Here is a 17727-nt window from a genome sequence, read left to right as displayed (position 1 = left end):
GTCGAAGATTCCTTCCCACGCAGCCCGCGCTCGGTGCCCGGTGTGCGGTGATCCGCGCGGCATGAACGGGCCCCGGCGAGGCGCACCGGCCAGGTTCGGCGATAATCCATGGTTGCATCCCGCCCGGAGGTTTCGAGATATAATCGTTTGCGTATCTCATAAGGCGCCGGCGGCGCCGTAAGGGCGCCCGGCGGCGCGGAGGAGAGGCCCCCGGGTAGGGGCCGCGGAGACACCGGGAGGACAGATGAGCCCGCAGTGGGACTGGATGGAGAGATTCCGCCGGGAACCCCGGCGTTCCGGCATCTTTCTCGACTTCGACGGCACCATCAGTGACGTCGCGCCCTCGCCGGGGGAGGCCAGGCTGCATCCCCGCGCCGCCGAGCTGCTCCCCGGCCTGGCCCGGCGCTATCCCTTGTGCGTGATATCCGGGCGGCGGGCGGCCGACGTCGCATCCCTGGTGGGCATGCCGCATATCAACTACGTGGGAGTGCACGGCATGGAATGGATGGAGGAGGAGGCGCGCCTTGACCCCCTGGTGCTCCCGTACCTCCCGACCCTGGAACGCGCCCGCCGCGAACTGGCAGCGGCGATCATCGACCATCCCGGGGTAGAGCTGGAGGACAAGCTGGCCTCCGTCACCGTGCATTTCCGGCAGGCGCCCTCCGAGGAGGACGAGGTGTTGCGCCTGGCCGAGGGGCTTGCCGACACCCTGGGACTCAAAGCCAGGCGGGGGCGCATGAGCGTGGAGCTTAGGCCCCCGGTGGACATCGACAAGGGCACCGTGGTCATCCGTCTCGCCTCGGGATGGAAGCTGAGCCGCGCCCTTTACGCCGGCGATGACCTCACCGATGTGGGCGGTTTCCGGGGGTTGCGCTATCTCATGAAGGAGGGCGGCTTCGAGGGCATAGCCGTCGCCGTCCTCTCGCCGGAGACGCCCGTGGAGCTGGAGGCGGTGGCAGACCTCACGGTGGAGGGCCCCGACGGCCTGCTTGACCTCCTGGCACGCCTCTGACGGGGGGCGCATTTCAAGAACCCGCTCACACGCGATCTCAGGTGCCGGTTCTCCTTATTCCCATCATGCGGCATGAGAGATTGTTGAGACCGGAGAGGTCCGGAGGCCCGTCCCACCGCCTCAAGGCGCTGAACCCTCCGGCTGTCCTATGTCGCGGACCGCGATCAGGAAGCCGGGGGTCCGGAGGCTCGACCCCTTTCGGGAACCAGAAAACGGGAATATGAAAGCCCGGCCACCTTATCTCTGTCTTCTCATCCCCTGCAGGGAGGTGATGATGCGCTCCGCGTCCGCCTCGATGCCCTCCAGCAGCTCGGCCACGGTGGGTATGCCGTCGATGCGACCCGCCACCTCTCCGCCGAAATAGATGGACCATTCCGGGTCTCCGCCCTCTATGGAGAGGGCGATGCCCCTGGTCTCCAGCATCACGCCCTCGTTGTACCCCTGCTCGAAACCTCCCTTGAGAAGCTCGTGCAGCTTCACCGCCACCTCGTTCTTCAGATAGCGTGCCGGCCCGAATATGGAAATCCCTACCAGGGTATCCATCTCGCTGCTCTGCACCACCTTGTTCTTCCACAGGTCGTGGAAGTCGCTCTCGCGGGTGGCGATGAAACGCGTGCCCATCTGCACCCCGATGGCCCCCAGCGCCAGGGCCGCCACCAGGCTCGCGCCGTCGCAGAAGCCCCCCGCCCCCACCACGGGGATGTCCACCGCCCTGACCACCGCGGGGAGGAGCACCATGGTGTGGATGGGCTCGAAGGCGACGTGTCCCCCTCCCTCGCGCCCCGAGGCGACGACCACGTCCGCTCCCGCGCTCTGCGCCTTGAGGGCGTGATAGACGGAGGGGGCCACGTAGAACCACAGCGCCCCGCTCTCCTTGATGGCCTCCCCCCAGGGGGTGGGGTTGCCCGCCGAGGTGATGATCACCTTGAGGCGCGCGGCCACGTCCGCGTCCTCCCCGCGGGCGTCGGCAGCCGCCCTGATCAGCCCCTGGACCTGCTCCTTGAACTCCATGGCCAGGGGGATGTTGGCACCGAAAACCCCTCTGCGCTCCGCCGTCTCCTCCGCCACCCTGGCGATGATGGCGCGGAGGAAATCGTAGGGGGTCCTGGCGGTGCCCTCCTCCGGCCTGGTCCAGAAGTAGCCGATGCCCACGGTGCTGATGATGCCCAGCGCGCCCGCGTTGGCGGCTGCGATGCACAGCCTGTCGGTGTTCCACGGGCCCATGCCCGCCTGGATAACCGGGTAGCGGATGCCCAACATCTCCGTCAGTGGGGTGCTGATCATGCCCGTACCTCCATGGACGGCGGTTTCCCGCTTGCCGACTGCCACGCCCTATTATGCACCAGGCGAGCGTCCGCGGTCATCCCTGGTCTTGGAACCCGGGCATACCTGGACACGCCGGATGCAAACGACCGGCGTTCGACCTCTTATTCCATGGACCCGGGCGTTGGCCGTACATGGTTCCGGGGCGCCGGCTCGGGACATGCCACGGCACGCGGCGATGTTGTATCATGTGGGGACGAATGCCAGGTGAGGGCACGGCAGCGCCGGTCCGACACGCGGGAGGTAGAGGCGCTTGGTGAAGCGCGGTGACAGCGGAAGAGACCTCATCGTCTTCGAGGACGTATGCAAGACCTATCCCATGGGCGAGCTCGAGGTGAGGGCCCTGCGCAACGTCAACCTGAGCATCAAGGAGGGGGAGTTCATCGTCATCCTCGGGCCCAGCGGGTCGGGCAAGACCACCCTCCTCAACCTCATCGGCGGCATGGATACCATCAGCGGGGGCAGGCTGGTGGTGAACGGGCAGGACATCTCCGACCTCGACCCCGGCGGCCTTACCGATTACCGCCGCACCCAGATCGGCTTCATCTTCCAGTTCTTCAACCTCATCCCCACCCTGACGGCGCTGGAGAACGTGGAATTCGCGCTGGAGCTGGTGGAAAGGGACACCCGGGACAAGTCCATGAAGGCGCTGGAGATGGTGGGCCTGGCGGAGCGCGCCCACCACTTCCCCAGCCAGCTCTCGGGAGGGGAGCAGCAGCGCGTGGCCATCGCCAGGGCCATCGTCAAGAGCCCCCCCATCCTGCTCTGCGACGAACCCACCGGCGAGCTGGACTACGAGACGGGGATAAACGTGCTCAAGGTGATGCAGAGGATCAACCGCGAGAACGGACAGACCATCATCCTGGTGACCCACAACTCGGCTATCGCCGAGATGTCCGACCGCACCATCCGCCTCCACAGCGGCGAGGTGGCGGAGATAATCGAGATGGAGAACCCCAGGGACGCCGGGGAGCTGGTCTGGTGAACGGAGCCTCTCCCGACGTCCTCCCGTTCCCCGGCGCCGTTCCGTTCGCCTGAGCCCTCCCGCGCCCGGGCTCCCGCCGGCGCGAGAAGGCACCGCCCCGCGCAGCACGAGGCACGGAGCCCCGCGAGGCACCGGTGAGCATGATGCGCGGCCCTTTTCCGCACGGGCGTCTCCCCCCCGTAAGCGCCGCAAACCCGGAGCGCCGCGAGCCCGGAGAAAGAGGGCCCGCCGGGGCGGCTCCGGCGGCACCTCCGTCCCCGGTGTCCTTGCGAGTCGCCGCAGAGCCGTAAAAAGAAGGCCCGCCGGGGAGGGATCCCGGACTTCAGGCGCGTTCCAGAAGTCGGAAGAAGCGCAGGTAGTCCCTCAGGTGGCGGGTGCAAAGGAAGTTGCGGCGCACCTTGTCGTGGCCGGCCTCGCCCATGCGCTGCGCGGTGGCGGGGCTTTCCAGGAGCAGCCTCACCTTCTCCGCCGCCTCCTCCGTGCTCTCCACCAGGAAGCCGTTCACCCCGTCGTCCACCTGCAGCAGGATGCCCCCCACTCCCCCCGCCACCACCGGCTTCCTCTTCCACATGGCCTCGGTCACCGTGAGGCCGAACCCCTCCCGCAGCGACTTCTGCAACACCACGTCGGCCATGGCCTGGAAGGCGCTCACCTCCACGTTGCCGATGCCCTGATGGTTGGAGAGGAGGAAGATGTCCGGGTCGCCGGCGCTGTAGTCGGAGGTCTTCTCGTAGTAGTGCCAGCCCTCGGGGTCATCGTCGGCCATGCTCGCCAGGTACACCAGCTGCACCTCGCGGTGTCTCTCCTTGACCAGGCGGTAGCAGTCCACCAACCCCAGGGGGTCCTTCCAGGGGTCGAAACGCGAGACCTGCAGCATGATGGGCCGGTTCTCGTCGACGCCGTAGCGGCGCGCGATGTCCGACTGCACCCTCTTCTCGGGGATGATGTTCTTGGCGCTGAGGGGGTCTATGGAGGGAGGGATGAACGCCAGGTAGCTCACCTCGATTGGAGACTTGATGTAGGAGTCCATGGTGAAGATTGCCCCGTCGTACATGTCTATATACGGCTTGATGAAATCCCAGGCGTCTTCCCGGGCGTAGGTGGTGTCGATATGGCAGCGCCATATCCACTTCGCCCTGCGGTAAGGCGAGTCCTGCAGGGAGGCGATCATGGCGCAGGGCTGGGGGTCGTGGACGATGACGTAATCGAACTCGCGGTCGAAGCGCGCGGCGTTCTCCTCGCACACCGAGAGGTATTTCGCCTTCATCTCCCCGGTGATGGGGAGCTCCATGCCCTGGAGGGCATTATGGAAATATTTAGTGATAGTGAAGAAGTCCGCGTCGCCCTCCACGAGGAACCAGTCCGCCTCCAGCCCCGCGCTCCTCATCAGCGGGACCTGGGTATAGAGGAGCTCCGCCACGCCTCCGCCGTGCGCGGTGCTGTTTATGTGGGCCACGCGGGCCCCGGAGAGCTCCCTGCCGAGAGCGAGGATCTCGTCCACCACCTCGTCCCCGGCTATGGGGCGGTACTGCTCGAGGTTACGGGTCTGCACCGGCACCCTGGCCAACATCTCGCCGTTCCCTCCTCTCCCCTGCCGCCGACGATCCCATACAGGGCCATTTTATAATGCCGCACCGCCACGGCATAGTGTCCGATTCCCGGACTTTCGGTCTCCGGGCTCCTCTTCTCCCCGGTGCCGCCAAGGCGCCCCGGAGCTTCTGGCCCCGCATCCCTGCGCCCGGCGGGCCGTCCCCTGGTTTCGCGGACGGGCCGGGCGCGGCCCGGGGGTCCCGGGGACGCGCGCCCGAGGGCACGGCCGCCCCGGCGCACCCGACGCCTGCCGGGCGCCCCCGGGTTGCGCCCGCCGCGCCGATGGGCTTTTACTGGAGGCAGTAAGACGGCGCGCGGCCACACAGACGGCCGGGGTCGCAGATGTCCGAAAGGAGTGGAGCCCATGGTCATGAAGGTCTTGCGGGAGAGGCGGAGCATCCGCCGTTACGGCGACCGGCCTGTGGAGGAGGAGAAGCTGGAGGCGGTGCTGGAGGCCGCACGCCTCGCTCCTTCCTGGGCCAACATGCAGTGCTGGACCTATATCGTGGTCAGGGACCCGGAGGTGAAGGAGGCCATCGCCGCCACCCTGGAGGGAAACCCCATCCAGAAGGCGGTGACCGGGGCCCCGGTGCTCATCGTCGCCTGCGCGGACCCCGAGAGGTCGGGCAACGTCAACGGACAGCCTTATTACATGCTGGACATCGGCATCAGCATGCAGCAGCTCATGCTGGAGGCCTGGAACCAGGGCTTGGGCACCTGCTGGGTGGGCTGGATAAAGGAGGACGAGATACGCTCCATCCTCGGCGTTCCCGAGAACATCCGCGTGGTGGCCCTCACGCCGCTGGGGTACCCCGCCGTGATCCCCGACGCTCCGCCCCGCAGGCCCCTGGGGGAGATCGTGCGCCCCGACCGCTGGTGAGCGGCCGCCAGCGCGGGACGGACCTCCGCATGGGGCGGGGCCCCGATCGCCCGCGCGGCGGGCGGGCCCTCGGCCTTTCCGCGCGTCGGCCACGCACCGGGGGTCCCATTCCTTAGCCGGCATTTATCCTGGTGCCAGCGCATGGATCGTTTAGGAAAAAATTAACCGGAAGCCACCGACTTATCCCATTTCCTGACATAGATATTGTAAGATTTTGTTATAATATCTATATATTCACTCGCGCTTCAGGGTCGGAAATCGCCGCAGGGCACGCAACCACGTCGGGCAGGGGACGCCGGAGCTCACAAAGGAGGGGTACATGGCGGCTCATCGAGATGGGAGTGGAGCAAGGGAAGGGGACGGTGGTGGGCCGGCCGTAACCGACCGGCTCGTGGGGCGTTGCCGGGATTATTCCTCCAGGTACGGCTCCATGCTCCCTTTTCTGGAGGCCGTGATACAGGACCTGTAGGAGACCTTCGGATACGACGCCCTGGGGATCAGGGTGAAGGACGAGCACGGCAACCTCCCCTTCGTGGCACACCGCGGCTATCCCGAGGGGTTTCTGCGAGAGGAGCGGTGGCTGCGCGTGGACGATGACGAATGTCTGTGTACCCGCATGGCCCGGGAGGACATGTGCGCGTGCGACGCCCCGGGGATGACCCGGGGCGGGTCTTTCCACTCAGACGACCTCCCGGCCTTCCTGGACTCGCGGCGCGGGGAGGGGGCGGTACGCTACCGGGACGCCTGTCGAAACGCGGGCTTCCGGTCACTTTCTATCCTGCCCCTCGCCTTCCGCTCCGAGACCATCGGGGTCATGCACCTGGCGAAGAAAAACGGGCGGGGGGGAGGCGAGGGGGAGCTGGAAGGTCTGGAGGCGCTTGCGCCCGTGGTGGCGGAGTCGCTCTACCACTACCGCCTGGAAGAGCGGCTCCGCTGCAACAACGACCTCCTGCGGACCATGAACTCCCTGCTGGAGCTCTCGCTGAGCGGCGCGAGTTTGGAGGAGATCCTCGCGCGGTCACTCGACCTGGTGCTCTCCATCCCCTGGCTGTCATTCGAATCGCAGGGAACGGTGTTCCTGGCGGATGACAGGGAGGGCGTCCTGGAGATGAAGGCGGAAAGGGGCCTCGGCGAGGAGGTGCGGCGGCGGTGCGCGCTGGTGCCCTTCGGCACATGCCTGTGCGGACGGGCGGCGGCGGAGCGGGAGCCGTCCCGTGTCCGGGAGCCGGGCTGGATGATGTCCGGTTTCCGCGGCGGAGGCCGGGTGGAATGCGGGGCTGATCCAAGAGATGTCCCATGTCCGGGGCTGACCCCATGGTGGTATATACTTTAGGCGCGAGGGTTCACGGCGACGGCTGACGACCGACGGGGTGATGCCGCCATGGAGGAGTTCGACGAGCTGGACCTGGAGACCATCACGCCGCGGCAGGTGCGCCAGTACCTCCGGGACAAGTTCGTCATCGTGGCCTCCAACCGGGGCCCGGTGGAGTTCCGTCGCGCCGCGGACGGCACCATCAAGGCCTTCCGCGGCGCGGGGGGCGTGGTCACCGCCATGTCCACCGCCCTCACGGCTACGGACGCGGTGTGGATCTCCACCGCCCGCACCCGCGAGGACGCCGTCATGGCGCGCGACGCCGCCGGCGGACGTATGGCCATGCCCCCGGACAGGCCCCAGTACTGGGTGAAGTTCATCGTCCCCGAGAAGCGCGATTACGACCAGTACTACAACGTCATCAGCAACTCCATCCTCTGGCCCCTGCAGCACTACCTCTTCGACGTCATCCGGCGCCCGGTCATAGACGAGGCGGTGCACGAGGCCTGGAACAACGGCTACCGCAAGGTCAATCGCCTCTTCGCCGAGGAGATCCTCAGAGAGATCCGCGCCAGCGACAAGAAGCCCCTGGTCTTCCTGCAGGACTACCACCTCTACCTCTGCGCGCATTACCTGCGCCGCAGGGAGCCCGAGGTGCTCATCCACCACTTCACCCACAGCCCCTGGGTGCAGCCGGATTATTTCCGCATGCTCCCCCAGGGCATGCGCCGCGAGCTGTTGCAGGGCATGCTGGCCAACGACGTCCTGGGCTTTCACACCCATCACTACGTGAACAACTTCCTGCAGTGCTGCCGGGAGGGGGAGGCGGTGCGCGCGGCGGTGGACGGCAAGCGCCGCGTGGTGCGCTACGGGCAGAGGGACGTCTTCGTGCGCCACTATCCCATCTCCATCGACCACGAGGCCCTGGAGAGGATGGCCGCGAGGAGAGACGTGGCCTCGCACCGCGAGAGGCTGCGCGCCCTGGCGGGGGAGCGCCGCCTCCTGGTGCGCGTGGACCGGGTGGAGCCCTCCAAGAACATCCTCCGTGGCCTGCTCGCCTACAGGGATTTTCTGGCAGGCCATCCCCGATGGCACGAACGGGTGGTCTTCGCCAACCTCCTCTACCCCTCCCGGGAGAACCTGCGGGAATACCGAGACCTCAGGAGGGAGATCGAGGAGACGGCGGCGGCCATCAACCGGGAGTTCTCCACCCTGGAATGGGACCCCGTCATCCTGGACATCGAGGACAACTACCCCCGCTCCCTGGCCGCGCTCATGGAGTTCGACGTGCTGCTGGTGAACCCGGTCATCGACGGCATGAACCTGGTGTGCAAGGAGGGAGCGGTGCTCAACCGCCGCGACGGGGTCATCGTGCTCTCGGTGGGCGCCGGCGCCTATCACGAGCTGCGCGGCGCGGTCATCCCCGTCAATCCCCTGGACGTGGCGGAGACGGCGCTGGGGATAAGGAGAGGGCTGGAGCTGGGCGACCGGAAACGCAGGGCCATGGCCAGGGCGGCGCGGGAGGTGGTGAAACAGAACACCTCTTTCCTGTGGTTCCTGCAGCAGATGCGCGCCCTGCGCAGGGTGGAACGCCAGCGCGCCGCCGAGAAGGCCTCCTCCGAACCCCTGCTCGAGCTCCCCCGCTATGAGCGCTTCGACTGACGCCCGCGGCCGAGGACCCGTGCGTATCCCCACCTCTCCTCGGCGGTCGTCCTCGGCCTTGATGCTCCCCTTGTTTCCGTGCTCCGATTCTTTTACATGGAATCCCGCGCTTAACTTTCCGCGGGGCAGACGGCCCGGCTTTCTCCACCCCGACTTCGACAGCCCCCGGCCAAGCGCGCCGTGAGGAGGTTTTCCGACATCAAAAGCTAATGGTGGGTAACCTTTTTTCCGATATATTGCTAGGCAACGCGGTTTCGACCATGGACCCGGGAGGGATGACCATGCTGGGCGCCTGCAGGGCATGCGGCCTCCCCCGCGCATTGAGCCTGACCCAGGCTTGGCGGGACGGATGTATCGTGGACATCACCAGCGGCACGGCGAGCCTCTGCGTTTACGAGGCCGCGTACCCCTCGCTGCTGGTGGCGGAGCTCGAGGGAAAGCTGGGGATCCCCCTCGGCCGCATTGTCTATCACGCGGGCACGCACGCCGCCGTCAAGGTGCTGGGGGTGCTCTACGAGTCCCATCCCCATATCGGGAGGGTGCTGTTCAGCGCGCCCCTCCACACCTTCACCGAGCGCATGCTGGTGGGCTTCGGAAAGGCCATCGGAGTCGCGGAGGTGAGGATAGTCGAACGACGGAGGGGGGACGGCGCCACGGTGGACATCAAGGATCCCTTCGACCTCTCCAACTGCCTGGCCATCATCTCCGGCATCCTCCAGATCGCCGACGGATGCCGCATCGCCTATGACATCCTGGAAAAAAACGCCTCCTACCTCGTCGATTTCAGGCGTGCCGAGGGCGAAGACGGGGAGGAGGAGACGTACCGCCGCCTTTTCGCCGAGAACCTCGTCCCCGAGCGCAGGGGCGAGGGGGCGTCCCTGGCGCGGTGCGGAAGGTGCGGGGCGCCCCGCGGCGTGGGCGCGCTGCTGTCCTTCGACCTGGAGAGAGGGCTCATAATCGACCGCTCCGACGGCACGCGGACGATCTTCATGGGCGTGCACGGCCTGAACTCCATCCTCAGGGAGCTGGGCCGCGAGCTGGGAAGCTGCGTGGACGACATACTCATCGCTTTCGAGCGGCGCGGGCTGGCGGAGAGGCTGGCCGCCAACGGGGACGCTTTCCCGCCCTGGGAGGAGGGGGCGCTGCGGGAATATCTCGCCCTGAGGGGCCTCGGGCTGTTGGAGGAGATGCGCGAGCGTGAGGGTGCCTGGGAGGTGGTGGTGAAAAACGCCTTCCTCGCCCCCGTGGTGGCGGGGCGGCTGCTGGCGCTCCGGGATCATCGGAGCGGAGGTCGGGTTTCGCTTGAATACGAGGTCGAGGGCAGCACCCTCCGGCTGGTCCTCTCCTGAAGGTCCGCGGGCGCGCTCGTAGAAGCCGCCTTTGTCCTCATGGTTCTCATCCGGCCAGGGCTCCCTGTCTTAAGATATATGGCGCCGCATGACGGCCTTCTCTCCACCATGCCTCTTCCCATGCCTCTGTGACCGTTTCCGTTCAGGCATATCCGTCACGTTCGGCCACGGCCTTCCTCATGGTTCGATTGCTCCCCTTGCATGGGGAAGGCTGTCTTTTATGCCTCCAGGAGCCTGGACGCAGGTCCTTATACGCTATCTTCCGGCGGCGCGCAGGGCGTTCCTGGTATCCACCACCGGTATTCCGGAGCGTGAGAGCAACCCGTAATCCACGTCCTGGTGGGCGGTCACCACCACCGCGCAATCGAACGACCCCAGGGTATCCTCGTCCAGAGCGACGCCGTGCAGGTTCACGCCCCCCACCTCGAACTCCGGCACGAAGGGGTCGTGGTAGGACACCTCCGCCCCCTCGCGCATGAGCAGCTCCATGAGCTTGGCCGCCGGCGTCTCGCGCGTGTCCCCCACCCCGGGCTTGTAGGCAACCCCCAGCACCAGTACCCGCGAGCCCGCCAGGCTCTTGCCCGCGCGGTTGAGCTCGCGCGTGACCAAGCCCGCCACGAAATAGGGCATGTTCACGTTGACCTTTCCCGCCAGCTCGATGAACTCGGTCTGGAAATCGTATTCCCTCGCCTTCCAGGACAGGTAGAAGGGGTCCACGGGGATGCAGTGGCCTCCCAGCCCCGGCCCCGGCCAGAAGGGCATGAACCCGAAGGGCTTGGTGGCGGCGGCCTCGATGACCTCCCAGACGTCGATGCCCATGCGGTCGCAGAGCATCCACAGCTCGTTCACCAGCGCGATGTTGACGCCGCGGAAGATGTTCTCCAGGAGCTTGGCCATCTCCGCCACCTCAGGGGAGCTCACGCGCACCATCTCGCCCACGAAGGCCCCGTAGAAGGCCTCCGCCAGCTCGGCGCAGCAGTCGCGCATGCCTCCCACCAGTTTGGGGGTGTTGGCTATGTTCCACCTGCGGTTGCCGGGATCGACGCGCTCCGGCGAATAGGCGAGGTGAAAATCGCCGCAGGGCGCCAGGCCGTTCTCCGTCATGATGGGCCCTACCACCTCGCGCGTGGTCCCTGGATAGGAGGTGGATTCCACCGCCACCAGCTTCGGGCGCCCGCCTTCGCGGACGAGCTGCTCGCACTGCCTCGCCGCATCCCTCACGAATCCGAGGTCCGGGTCCCTCGTGGCGGACAGGGGGGTGGGCACGCACACGCAGACGACCCCGCAGTCGAGGAGGTCGGCGGCCTCTCCGCTCACGCGCAGCCTGCCCTCCCCGACAAGGCGCTTTATCCTTCCGCCGTCTAGCCCCTCGTAAATGGCCTCGCCCGCCGCGATGCGCTCTCTCTTTTTCCCGTCTTTTTCCAGGCCCACCACGCAGAAGCCCGCGTCCGCCGCCTCCAGCGCCAGGGGGAGCCCCACGTAACCCAGGCCTATCACTCCCACCAGGGCCTCGCGCTCCCTGATCCTCTCCAGGAGACCCATCACGCACCCCTTTCCGTAATCTCCTTGCCGCTCGCGCCCGTCCATGAATTTACCATGAACCGGGCATCGTGGTCAGGCTACCGGGGCGCGTTGCAGCAGCGGGCACGGAAGAGGGCGCAGCCCCGGCACGAAAAACGGCGTCCCCTTATGGGCAATGCGCGCATCCCCGCGGGGAAGGTATCCCTATACGCGCATCCCTGCGGGGAAGGTATCCCTTTACGCGCATCCCCGTGGGGAAGGTAAAATGATGGGCGGGGTCCATGCAAAAAGGACCCCGCCGTGAACGGCAGGACAACGGTCGGTAGAGCAGAGCGAGCTACATGGCGGCGAGACGAGGGCGGGCCGGGGACCGCCTATCGCGGGCCCGGCTCGCCAGACGGGAGGTGCGTCACGGGTGGACGTTCCCAGGATAGAGCCCGAGGAGACACTGGAAAGGATCGTCGCCTTCATGGGGGAGAGGATGGAGGAGGCGGGCAAGTCGCGCCTGGTGGTCGGGCTTTCGGGCGGCCTGGATTCCGCCACTTCTTCCTACCTGGCCGTGCGTGCCCTGGGCAGGGAGGCGCTCACCGCCTTTCTCCTTCCCTACAGGACCACCAGCCCCTCGAGCATCGAGGACGCGCTCCTGGTCGCGGGCGAGCTGGGCATAGAGCACCGGACCATCGACATCACCCCCATGGTGGACGCCTATTTCGAGCGCTTCCCGGACGCGGACAACAAGAGGCGGGGCAACTTCATGGCGCGCACGCGCATGGCCGTTCTCTACGACCAGTCGGCGGCCCTTGACGCCCTGGTGCTGGGCACCGGCAACCGCACCGAGGCGCTTCTGGGCTACACCACCCTTTGGGGGGACATGGCCTGCGCCTTCACCCCCCTCGGCGGGCTCTACAAGTCCCAGGTGAGGCAGCTCGCCGCCTACCTCGGCGTGCCGGCACGCATCATCGAGAAACCGCCCACCGCGGACCTGTGGCAGGGTCAGACCGACGAGGGGGAGATGGGAATCACCTACGAGGAAGCGGACCGCGTCCTCCACGCCGTCTTCGACCTAGGCCGCAACGACGAGGACCTTGCGGCGGAGGGTTTCGACCCCGAGCTGGTGGCGCGCGTGCGCCGCATGGTGAGGGCCTCCTCCTTCAAAAGACGCCTTCCCGCTGCCTGCCCTCCCTGACCCGCGAGGCGGAGAGCGGTCGCCCCGCCCCGCCCGCATCCTCGCTCTCGCGAGCCCGGCCGGAGGGAGACGCGCCCGTCTCCAGGCCGGTCAGCGGCGGCGGGACGATGCGCGCGCCGTCTCCCAGCGCCCTTAGCGCCGGGCGTCTTCCCCCCTTTCGGCCTACGGCCTCGGTCCCATCCCGCAAAGACGGTCGCGGGAGCATATAATGTACCCATGTCCGACAAGCTGCGCGTGCTCGAGGTTTGCAACCTGGACCGCTTCGCCGCCTCTCCCTACATGTTGCCGTTTTTCCGGGAGCTGGCGGAGCGGGGACATGAGGTGCACGTCGCCTGCCGGGTGACCTCCTTCAGGGAGACGCTGGAGGGCGCGGGGCTTGCCGTGCACGACATCCCCATCACCCGCAGCGTAACCCCCCTGGCGGACCTCGGTGCCTACCGCCGCCTCAAGGCCCTGATACGGGAGGGCGGTTTCGACCTCGTGCATACCCATAACCCCAAGGACGGCGTGCTGGGACGTCTTGCGGCTTGGAAGCTCGGGGTACGGGCGGTGGTCCATACCTGCAACGGCTTCTATTTCTCCCACCGCTCCGGCAGGCTCAGGAAAAACCTGGTGCTCGCGGCGGAGCGCTTCGCCGGAAAGCGCTGCCACCTCATCATCTTCGTCAACGCCGAGGACCTCGCCCTGGCGGCGGCGAAAAAGGTCGTCGCCCCCACCCGGGCCAGGCTCATCCACAACGGCGTGGACCTGGAGCGTTTCCGGCCTGGGGACGACGGCGGGTTGAGGGAAGAGCTGGGGATCCCCGCCGACGCCACCGTCATCGGTTACATAGGGGAGATCCGGCGGGAGAAGAACCTCGATACCCTGGTGGAGGCGGCGGCACGTCTCCTTCCCGCGCATCCCCGCCTCTGGTTGGTGCTGGTGGGAGACCATTTTCTGGAGCCGCGGGAGCACGAACGCCTGGCGGAGCTCGCCGCAGGGACCTCGCCGCCCCTGCCCCTCGTCTTCACCGGTTATCGTTTCGACCCCGAGCGCTTCTACCGCGCCTTCGACATCTACGTCCTCCCCTCCTCGCGCGAGGGCTTCGGGGTCACCCTCATCGAGGCCATGGCCTCGGGAGTGCCGGTGATCGCCTGCGACGTGCGGGGGCCGCGGGAGATCGTGGAGGACGGACGCGACGGCATTCTGGTGAGGGACCGGGATCCCGCAGCCCTGGCCGAGGCCCTGGAGTTCTACCTGCAGGCCCCGCGGGCGGTGGAGAACTACACGCGGCGCGCGCGCCGCAAGGTAGAGCGGGATTTCGACCACGCCCGCATGCGCGCCCGGCTCTTCGAGGAATACCGCCGCCTCACGGGGAACCACGCCCCGCCCCGCTGAGGAAGATCTTGACCGCCGCGGTGCGGGAGTTCACCCCCAGTTTATGGAATATGTTGGAAACCGCCTTCTCCACCGTCTTGGGAGAGATGAACAGCCGGGCGCCGATCTCCTTGTTGCTCATCCCCTCGCTCATGAGCTCCAGCACCTCGCGCTCCCGGGAGGTCAGGGCGTGCAGCGGCGAACTGTCCGGAACCTCCCCTCTCTCCTCCTTGAAGGAGGACACGATCATGTCCAGCACCTGGGGGCTGAAGACCTTCTCCCCCCGCCGCGCCTTGCGGATGGCGTTCACCAGCTCGGCGCTGGCCACCTTCTTCAGCAGGTAGCCATCCGCTCCCACCCGCAGCGCCCGGTTGACGTATTCATAGTCCTCGTACATGGAGAGCATGATCACCTTGACCAGGGGGTAGCTCTCCTTGAGGCGGCGGCACACCTCGATGCCCGACATGTCCGCCAGCTTTATGTCCAGCACCACCACGTCGGGGAGGAGGGTCTCCGCCTTCTGCAGTGAGGCCGCGCCGTCCTCCGCCTCCCCCACCACGGTGATGTCGTCCTGCTTCTCGATGAGGGATGCCAGGCCCTCCCGCAGTATGGCGTGGTCGTCCACCAACAGGACGCGTATCCTCCCCGACCTGTCCTCCATCCTCACCCCTCCAGGTCAACCCCGGCCGCCGGCGCGCTCCCGGCGGAGGCCACAATCTCCGCCCTGACCCGTTCGCGGCCGCCTCACAGCGACGCAGGGGTTGAGGCCGCTCCGGCGTCTCGCTCGCTCCCCCGCGACATCATATCCCTCATCCCCTGCTCTGCTCCCACCGTTCCAGCGGAAAGCTCGCCTTGAAGACTGACCCCCCGCCCTCCCGATGTTCGTGCCACAGCCCGCCCCCATGGGCCTCCGCTATATGGCGGGCGATGTAGAGCCCGATCCCCAGCCCCTGTGAGGAACGGTTGAGGTCCTTCTCTACCTGGAAGAACCGTTCGAATATCTTCTCCCTGAGGGGTTCCGGGATACCCCTGCCGCGGTCCAGCACCTCAAACAACAGGCTGCCCCCCTCGCGGGTGATCCTCAGCTCAATATCGGTATCGGCCTCGGAATATCTGGCGGCGTTGTCCAGGAGGATGATCAGGAGGCGCCGCAATCGCTCGGGGTCCGCCTCTAAAAGGACGGGCTCCGGAGGCGCCTCCAGGATATAACTCCTGCCGGGATAGAGGATGCCCATCTCCTCGATCACCTCCCGTCCCAGCGGTCCCACGGCTACCTTCTCCCTTTCCAGCACCAGCCTGCCCTGCTCGATGCGCGATATGTCCAGGAGTTGCTCCACCAGTTTCATCAACCTGTCGCTGCCCTTCTCGACGGCGGAGGCCGCTTCCTCGACCAAGGCCTGGTCCAGCGACCGCGAGCTCCTCCTCAACAGCGCCGCATACCCCTTGAGCAGGGTGGCGGGGTGGCGCAGCTCGTGCGCGGCGATCTCCAGGAATCCCTTGAGCTGGCCATCTCGCACCTTCAACTCGCCGGCGAGCTCCTCCGCCTCGCGCAGCGCCCTGGCGAGTGCTGTACGGTGGTAGCTGAGGTTCGAGATCATGTTCGCGAGCCGGGCGCAGAAGCGCATGGTCTTCTCCGCCTCCCCGCGGCTTACCCTCGGCACGCGCTCCAGCGCCGCCAGGTACTCCTCCACGTCGAAACCGTAACGGGAAGCCTGCTCGCGGTAGAGCTCCGTGTCGACGGGTTCGTCGTCGAAGAGGAACTGCCCTAGGAAGATATTTCCTACATGTACGTCTCTTACCATTATGGGGGTGGCCATGTCCCAGAGGTTGTTCCTGCACCTGTAGAGCTTGAACGCGCCCGGCTCCAAGCCGGCGGCCATCTCCAGGTCGCTCTCCCGGCAGGCCCTTGCGGACTCCGGATGGGCGCGGTGGAAGCGCATGCACATCTCCTGCCCCGAGGTGGAGATGACCGCCCTGCCCTCGAGATCGAGGATCCCCACCGCCAAGCCGGTCATGGCGCGCAGCTCGTCCAGGAGCGGTTGCAATTGCTCCGCGTCCACGATGCTCCTCAACGGCAGGTCCTTCAACTCGCCCTCCGGCTCCAGCACGGCGTCCAGCCTCTTCCTCAGCCGCTCCCGCGACTCCTCCAGCACCAGCTCCCTGTGCTTCTGCTCCGTGATGTCCAGGAGGTTCCCCACCACCCGCACCACCTTGCCGTCCAAGCGTACGGCCTTCGCCGCGGTCCTGATCCACTTGCGCCGGCCCCGCAGGTCGGTGAAGGGGAATTCCAGGTCATAGGGGACGCCCTGCGAGGCACAGCGCTCGAAGGCCTCCAAGATCACGGGTCGGTCATCGGGGTCGTAGCACTGCAGGCTGAGCCGGATATGCTCCTCGGAGCCCGGGGCGAGGGCGCCCGGCTCCATGCCGTGCAGACGGTAAAGCTCGTCTGTCCAGTACATGCGGCGGTTCAAAACGTCCCAATCCCAGCCCCCCAACCCGGTTAGCCTCTGCGCCTCTTCCAGGAGGGCGTTCCTGGCGCGCAGCGAACAGATCATGCTCTCCACCTCGCGCACCGCCTGCACCCTCCGGGCCAGGACAAGGGAAAGATGATCGCTGCTCGCAGCCTCCTCGGGGGGCAGGAAGAAATGGTTCCTGGTCAACCTCCCGTCCATGAGCAGGAGGGGATGGGTGTCCAGCACGTCGAGGAGGAAGCGGGGCTCGAAGAGTCGCATATCGTACATGCACAACCCAGCGCAGGCCTTGCCGTCAAAGAGTCTTTTCACCTCCGCCTCGTAGCGGAGCAGCTCCTCCAAGGGGGTGTCCTCGGCATGGATAAAGCTCATCTCCCCCGCGACCCACAGGGAGGAAAAGCCCTCCGCGAGGGCGCCGGCCACCTCGTGCTCGAGAAAGGCGACCATCCTATAGGCCTCGAACTTCTCCCCGCCGCGGTAAACGTTCTCCGTAGCATATATGACCAGCGCGTCCATGCTCCCGCCCGCCACACCCCGCGCGAGACCGCGGAGCTCCTTCTCCGCCTTCGACAGGCCCTTACTGTCGAGCAAACAGACGGTCTTCGCCCCTGCTTCCAAGCCCGCGCGCGCGAACTCCAGGAGCGCCTCGTCCCGCTCCTTTTCCTGTGCGTAGAAAAGGCAGATGTGCGCCCCGGCACGGATGTCGCGCGACCAGTCCGATCCCATCTCAACCGTTCCGACCCACTATCTCCGGCCCGGATGCCACGCCTGCCCGGGCCGAGATCGACATCTTCCCTTTATCTGCGAAGCCGCCCGCAGGCGCGTCGCCGCTTCCTCCGTGCCGGATAACAGAACGTCCGTAACACGAAACGACAACCTTCATTATTCCCCACACAGCCTGCCGCGAGAGGAGCGGGGCACTAGTCGCGGTGCGGATCCCGGGCCATTGCCGCAAGCCCCCAACGCGACCCTCACGCGTCTCCGGTGCCGCATTCCTTCCGGCGTGTCAATGATAACAGCTTCCCCCTCCCGCATGGTTGACGGCGCCTGCACCCCGGGCATCCCACATAGCCCCGGGAA

The 17727-nt window shown here is 66.7% G+C and carries 14 protein-coding genes; 9 read left to right on the top strand and 5 right to left on the bottom strand.

All coding sequences use genetic code 11. The features are described 5' to 3' along the window. Positions 1 to 244 precede the first annotated feature (244 nt). The gene (gene otsB / locus H5T74_00690) at positions 245 to 1012 is read left to right on the top strand and encodes a trehalose-phosphatase (GenBank protein MBC7228896.1); all 768 of its coding nucleotides are present in this window, start codon (positions 245 to 247) and stop codon (positions 1010 to 1012) included. A gap of 237 nt (positions 1013 to 1249) precedes the next feature. On the opposite strand, the gene H5T74_00685 is transcribed toward otsB, so the two are convergent. Next, positions 1250 to 2296: a nitronate monooxygenase gene (locus H5T74_00685; protein ID MBC7228895.1), complete on the bottom strand. Its 1047-nt coding sequence runs from the start codon at positions 2294 to 2296 to the stop codon at positions 1250 to 1252. Positions 2297 to 2654: 358 nt separating this feature from the next. Here H5T74_00685 and H5T74_00680 point away from each other — a divergent pair, with 358 nt between their 5' ends. Then, positions 2655 to 3320: an ABC transporter ATP-binding protein gene (locus H5T74_00680; GenBank protein MBC7228894.1), complete on the top strand. Its 666-nt coding sequence runs from the start codon at positions 2655 to 2657 to the stop codon at positions 3318 to 3320. A gap of 322 nt (positions 3321 to 3642) precedes the next feature. On the opposite strand, the gene H5T74_00675 is transcribed toward H5T74_00680, so the two are convergent. Then, a complete protein-coding gene (locus H5T74_00675; GenBank protein MBC7228893.1) occupies positions 3643 to 4890 on the bottom strand; it encodes a glycosyltransferase in 1248 nt (415 codons plus the stop codon). Between the two features lie 384 nt (positions 4891 to 5274). Here H5T74_00675 and H5T74_00670 point away from each other — a divergent pair, with 384 nt between their 5' ends. The 5 genes from H5T74_00670 (at position 5275) to H5T74_00650 (ending at position 10113) form a co-directional block, all read left to right on the top strand. Beyond that, positions 5275 to 5790: a nitroreductase family protein gene (locus H5T74_00670; GenBank protein ID MBC7228892.1), complete on the top strand. Its 516-nt coding sequence runs from the start codon at positions 5275 to 5277 to the stop codon at positions 5788 to 5790. A 319-nt stretch (positions 5791 to 6109) separates the two neighbouring features. Beyond that, positions 6110 to 6259, top strand: coding sequence for a hypothetical protein (locus H5T74_00665; protein MBC7228891.1), 150 nt, complete (start codon positions 6110 to 6112; stop codon positions 6257 to 6259). Positions 6260 to 6292: 33 nt separating this feature from the next. After that, positions 6293 to 7123: a hypothetical protein gene (locus tag H5T74_00660; GenBank protein ID MBC7228890.1), complete on the top strand. Its 831-nt coding sequence runs from the start codon at positions 6293 to 6295 to the stop codon at positions 7121 to 7123. Between the two features lie 48 nt (positions 7124 to 7171). Then, positions 7172 to 8764, top strand: a complete 1593-nt coding sequence (locus H5T74_00655; GenBank protein MBC7228889.1) for a trehalose-6-phosphate synthase — start codon at positions 7172 to 7174, stop codon at positions 8762 to 8764. Between the two features lie 275 nt (positions 8765 to 9039). Continuing rightward, positions 9040 to 10113: a hypothetical protein gene (locus tag H5T74_00650; protein ID MBC7228888.1), complete on the top strand. Its 1074-nt coding sequence runs from the start codon at positions 9040 to 9042 to the stop codon at positions 10111 to 10113. 255 nt (positions 10114 to 10368) lie between these two features. Here the strand turns inward: H5T74_00650 and H5T74_00645 are convergent, their stop codons facing one another. Continuing rightward, positions 10369 to 11700 (bottom strand): nucleotide sugar dehydrogenase, encoded by a 1332-nt coding sequence (locus tag H5T74_00645; protein ID MBC7228887.1) that lies wholly within the window; start codon positions 11698 to 11700, stop codon positions 10369 to 10371. A 403-nt stretch (positions 11701 to 12103) separates the two neighbouring features. Here H5T74_00645 and H5T74_00640 point away from each other — a divergent pair, with 403 nt between their 5' ends. Together H5T74_00640 and H5T74_00635 are read left to right on the top strand one after the other, a co-directional pair. Further along, positions 12104 to 12820, top strand: a complete 717-nt coding sequence (locus H5T74_00640; protein ID MBC7228886.1) for an NAD+ synthase — start codon at positions 12104 to 12106, stop codon at positions 12818 to 12820. Between the two features lie 216 nt (positions 12821 to 13036). Further along, positions 13037 to 14197 carry a glycosyltransferase family 4 protein gene (locus H5T74_00635; protein MBC7228885.1) on the top strand — a complete coding sequence of 387 codons (1161 nt, stop codon included), beginning with the start codon at positions 13037 to 13039 and terminating at the stop codon, positions 14195 to 14197. On the opposite strand, the gene H5T74_00630 is transcribed toward H5T74_00635, so the two are convergent. Together H5T74_00630 and H5T74_00625 are read right to left on the bottom strand one after the other, a co-directional pair. Beyond that, positions 14169 to 14837, bottom strand: a complete 669-nt coding sequence (locus tag H5T74_00630) for a response regulator transcription factor (protein MBC7228884.1) — start codon at positions 14835 to 14837, stop codon at positions 14169 to 14171. The genes H5T74_00635 and H5T74_00630 overlap by 29 nt on opposite strands. Positions 14838 to 14985: 148 nt before the next feature. Beyond that, on the bottom strand, positions 14986 to 17373 hold the full coding sequence (locus tag H5T74_00625; GenBank protein ID MBC7228883.1) for a PocR ligand-binding domain-containing protein: 2388 nt from the start codon (positions 17371 to 17373) through the stop codon (positions 14986 to 14988). Positions 17374 to 17727: the final 354 nt, after the last annotated feature.

The organism is Actinomycetota bacterium (genome assembly GCA_014360645.1).
Classification (GTDB): Bacteria; Actinomycetota; Geothermincolia; order Geothermincolales; family RBG-13-55-18; genus Solincola_B.
Note: the sequence above shows the minus strand (reverse complement) of the source record. Positions and strands in the feature narration are given on the sequence as shown.

Coding starts and splice junctions, on each gene's coding strand:
- H5T74_00655 (MBC7228889.1), top strand. CDS start 7,172: ATGGAGGAGTTCGACGAGCTGGACCTGGAGACCATCACGCCGCGGCAG.
- H5T74_00640 (MBC7228886.1), top strand. CDS start 12,104: ATGGGGGAGAGGATGGAGGAGGCGGGCAAGTCGCGCCTGGTGGTCGGG.
- H5T74_00625 (MBC7228883.1), bottom strand. CDS start 17,373: ATGGGATCGGACTGGTCGCGCGACATCCGTGCCGGGGCGCACATCTGC.
- H5T74_00680 (MBC7228894.1), top strand. CDS start 2,655: ATGGGCGAGCTCGAGGTGAGGGCCCTGCGCAACGTCAACCTGAGCATC.
- H5T74_00665 (MBC7228891.1), top strand. CDS start 6,110: ATGGCGGCTCATCGAGATGGGAGTGGAGCAAGGGAAGGGGACGGTGGT.
- H5T74_00650 (MBC7228888.1), top strand. CDS start 9,040: ATGACCATGCTGGGCGCCTGCAGGGCATGCGGCCTCCCCCGCGCATTG.
- H5T74_00630 (MBC7228884.1), bottom strand. CDS start 14,837: ATGGAGGACAGGTCGGGGAGGATACGCGTCCTGTTGGTGGACGACCAC.
- H5T74_00670 (MBC7228892.1), top strand. CDS start 5,275: ATGGTCATGAAGGTCTTGCGGGAGAGGCGGAGCATCCGCCGTTACGGC.
- H5T74_00635 (MBC7228885.1), top strand. CDS start 13,037: ATGTCCGACAAGCTGCGCGTGCTCGAGGTTTGCAACCTGGACCGCTTC.
- H5T74_00685 (MBC7228895.1), bottom strand. CDS start 2,296: ATGATCAGCACCCCACTGACGGAGATGTTGGGCATCCGCTACCCGGTT.
- H5T74_00675 (MBC7228893.1), bottom strand. CDS start 4,890: ATGTTGGCCAGGGTGCCGGTGCAGACCCGTAACCTCGAGCAGTACCGC.
- H5T74_00645 (MBC7228887.1), bottom strand. CDS start 11,700: ATGGACGGGCGCGAGCGGCAAGGAGATTACGGAAAGGGGTGCGTGATG.
- otsB (MBC7228896.1), top strand. CDS start 245: ATGAGCCCGCAGTGGGACTGGATGGAGAGATTCCGCCGGGAACCCCGG.